The sequence below is a fragment of the Hydrocoleum sp. CS-953 genome (assembly GCF_002260545.1).
GTDB lineage: Bacteria > Cyanobacteriota > Cyanobacteriia > Cyanobacteriales > Microcoleaceae > Trichodesmium.
Genome location: NZ_LGSU01000109.1, coordinates 1 through 2,192, shown reverse-complemented (window position 1 = coordinate 2,192; position 2,192 = coordinate 1). Strand labels below are relative to the sequence as shown.

Sequence of the window (2,192 nt, the reverse complement as noted above, 5' to 3'; positions counted from 1 at the left end):
TGAATCCGATATTTTACTGTTAATATCGGAAAGCAGGATTATCCTAAAAGTAGACACTTCAAAAATTGGCACTGATATAGCACTACCGGAAAATTAATCCGAAAAAATTAATACTTTTAGACTAATTCATCAAAAAGTTTGAATATTTTGAATAGATAGAACTCTTCAATGATTTATAATCTATATTCTCGACTTCAAAATGTAGTAGATTAAAGATAATCAGTCAGGTAGAGGATCGATAAATTTAATGCTTTACAAGAGGGAATAGCATTCACATATAATTTCCTAGGAAATTGCCAATCAGAGAAACTAATTAAGTATAAATACTCAATTAAACCTTTTAACTTGACTACAAGGAAGGTCAATAAAGATAATTTACAGAGTATAAGTACGAGGGAAATTAACGATTTTTGTCTACTTAATTAGATGATAAAGTGACCCACGGAACGTGAGCCATCAAAAGTCCCAAAAATGATAAAAACTCTGAAACTATTATTCCTATTACTTTCTAGAGCTGTTCCCTAATTATGTGCATATTATCTCAACAACTGCACTGAGGACTTTCATATTAGTTAAATGGGACAAACTTGTAACTTGTCAGCCAAATTTAGATATATTGGAGAAAGTAACAATTTATGAAGATATATGTCTGTGAATATAACTTTGGCTCCTGATTTCACTCAGAAGAGAGTGGTTAATAATTACCCTAAAATTAAGCAAATCTTTGAAACTATTGATGNAATGATAAAAACTCTGAAACTATTATTCCTATTACTTTCTAGAGCTGTTCCCTAATTATGTGCATATTATCTCAACAACTGCACTGAGGACTTTCATATTAGTTAATGGGACAAACTTGTAACTTGTCAGCCAAATTTAGATATATTGGAGAAAGTAACAATTTATGAAGATATATGTCTGTGAATATAACTTTGGCTCCTGATTTCACTCAAAAAAGAGTCCGAAAAATCTAAAGTCAAAAGTCGATTTTAAGACTTTTGACTTGAAAATGACTGGGTATTATTAACTGAACTCAAAGAATAGCAAACAATAAATTATCCCAACCTTTTTACTCTATCTTTACTCTTGACTCCCTTACTTTTTCAATTTCTTCCCTACTCCCTACTCCCTATTCCCTATTCCCTATTCCCTAAACTAGAGAGATACATTTTTTAAATGATTGCGAGGGTCAAAAGTACGATTAGCTTTGATTTTTTCATAACATTCTCTTTCTAAAGAAGTAATATTTTTTGGAGCAGTAATAATAATTCTTACTAACTGGTCAGTACGTTCCCCTGATTTTGGTTTAGGCCATCCCTTGCCCCGTAACCGCAAAGATTGACCCGAACGAATACCAGCAGGAACATTAACATTAACTATGCCATCGGGAGTTGGCACTTCAATAGATGTACCCAATACAGCTTCATCAGGACTTATTGGCACTTCACAAAGTAAATTATCTCCCTCAAACTGGTAAAAGGAGTGAGACTGAATTTCTACCTTTAAATACAAATCTCCCCTTTGCTGAGTATATGGGTCTAATTGACCTCTACCCTTAACTCTAATTTTACTTCCCGATTTAACTCCAGGGGGAATTGAAACTTCTCCACCACCCACACGTTTTTGTGTTCCCCGAAAAGCTTCCGCAAAAGTCAGAGTAATTTCAGCTTCTAAATTTAGGGAAGTTGCTGACTTACGACCATCAAAACCAGAAGCACCATCAAATCCATTACCAAATCCTCCTGGCCAACCTGTATTTGTTTTGTAGGTGTAAGTTCGTCGTCCACCAGCATTACTACTACCAGGACTACCACTACGTCCCAATAAGGTATTGATAAAATCGTCAAAGCTGGCATACTGACTAAAGTCAAATCCACTAAAATCTACGGTACTACCACTTGTTCCACCAGGCCATCCACCACCACTAGAGCCTACCTGTTTCCAGTATTGACCAAATTGGTCATATTTTTTGCGTTTTTCTGGATCTGATAAAACTTCATAAGCTTCGTTAACTTCTTTGAAACTAGCTTCTGCTTTGCGATCGCCAGGGTTCATATCTGGGTGATATTTCCGAGCTAATTTACGGTAAGCTTTTTTTATTTCTTCTGCACTAGCACTTTTAGTTAAACCTAAGATTGAGTAATAATCTTTAAAATCAGTTTTAGCCATTTATTATCCTCCTTATATTAATA

1 protein-coding gene is annotated in these 2,192 nt (G+C 34.6%); it reads right to left on the bottom strand.

The window, feature by feature from the left end:
* Positions 1-1,155: 1,155 nt before the first annotated feature.
* On the bottom strand, positions 1,156-2,169 hold the full coding sequence (locus AFK68_RS00705; protein WP_094670841.1) for a DnaJ C-terminal domain-containing protein: 1,014 nt from the start codon (positions 2,167-2,169) through the stop codon (positions 1,156-1,158).
* Positions 2,170-2,192: the final 23 nt, after the last annotated feature.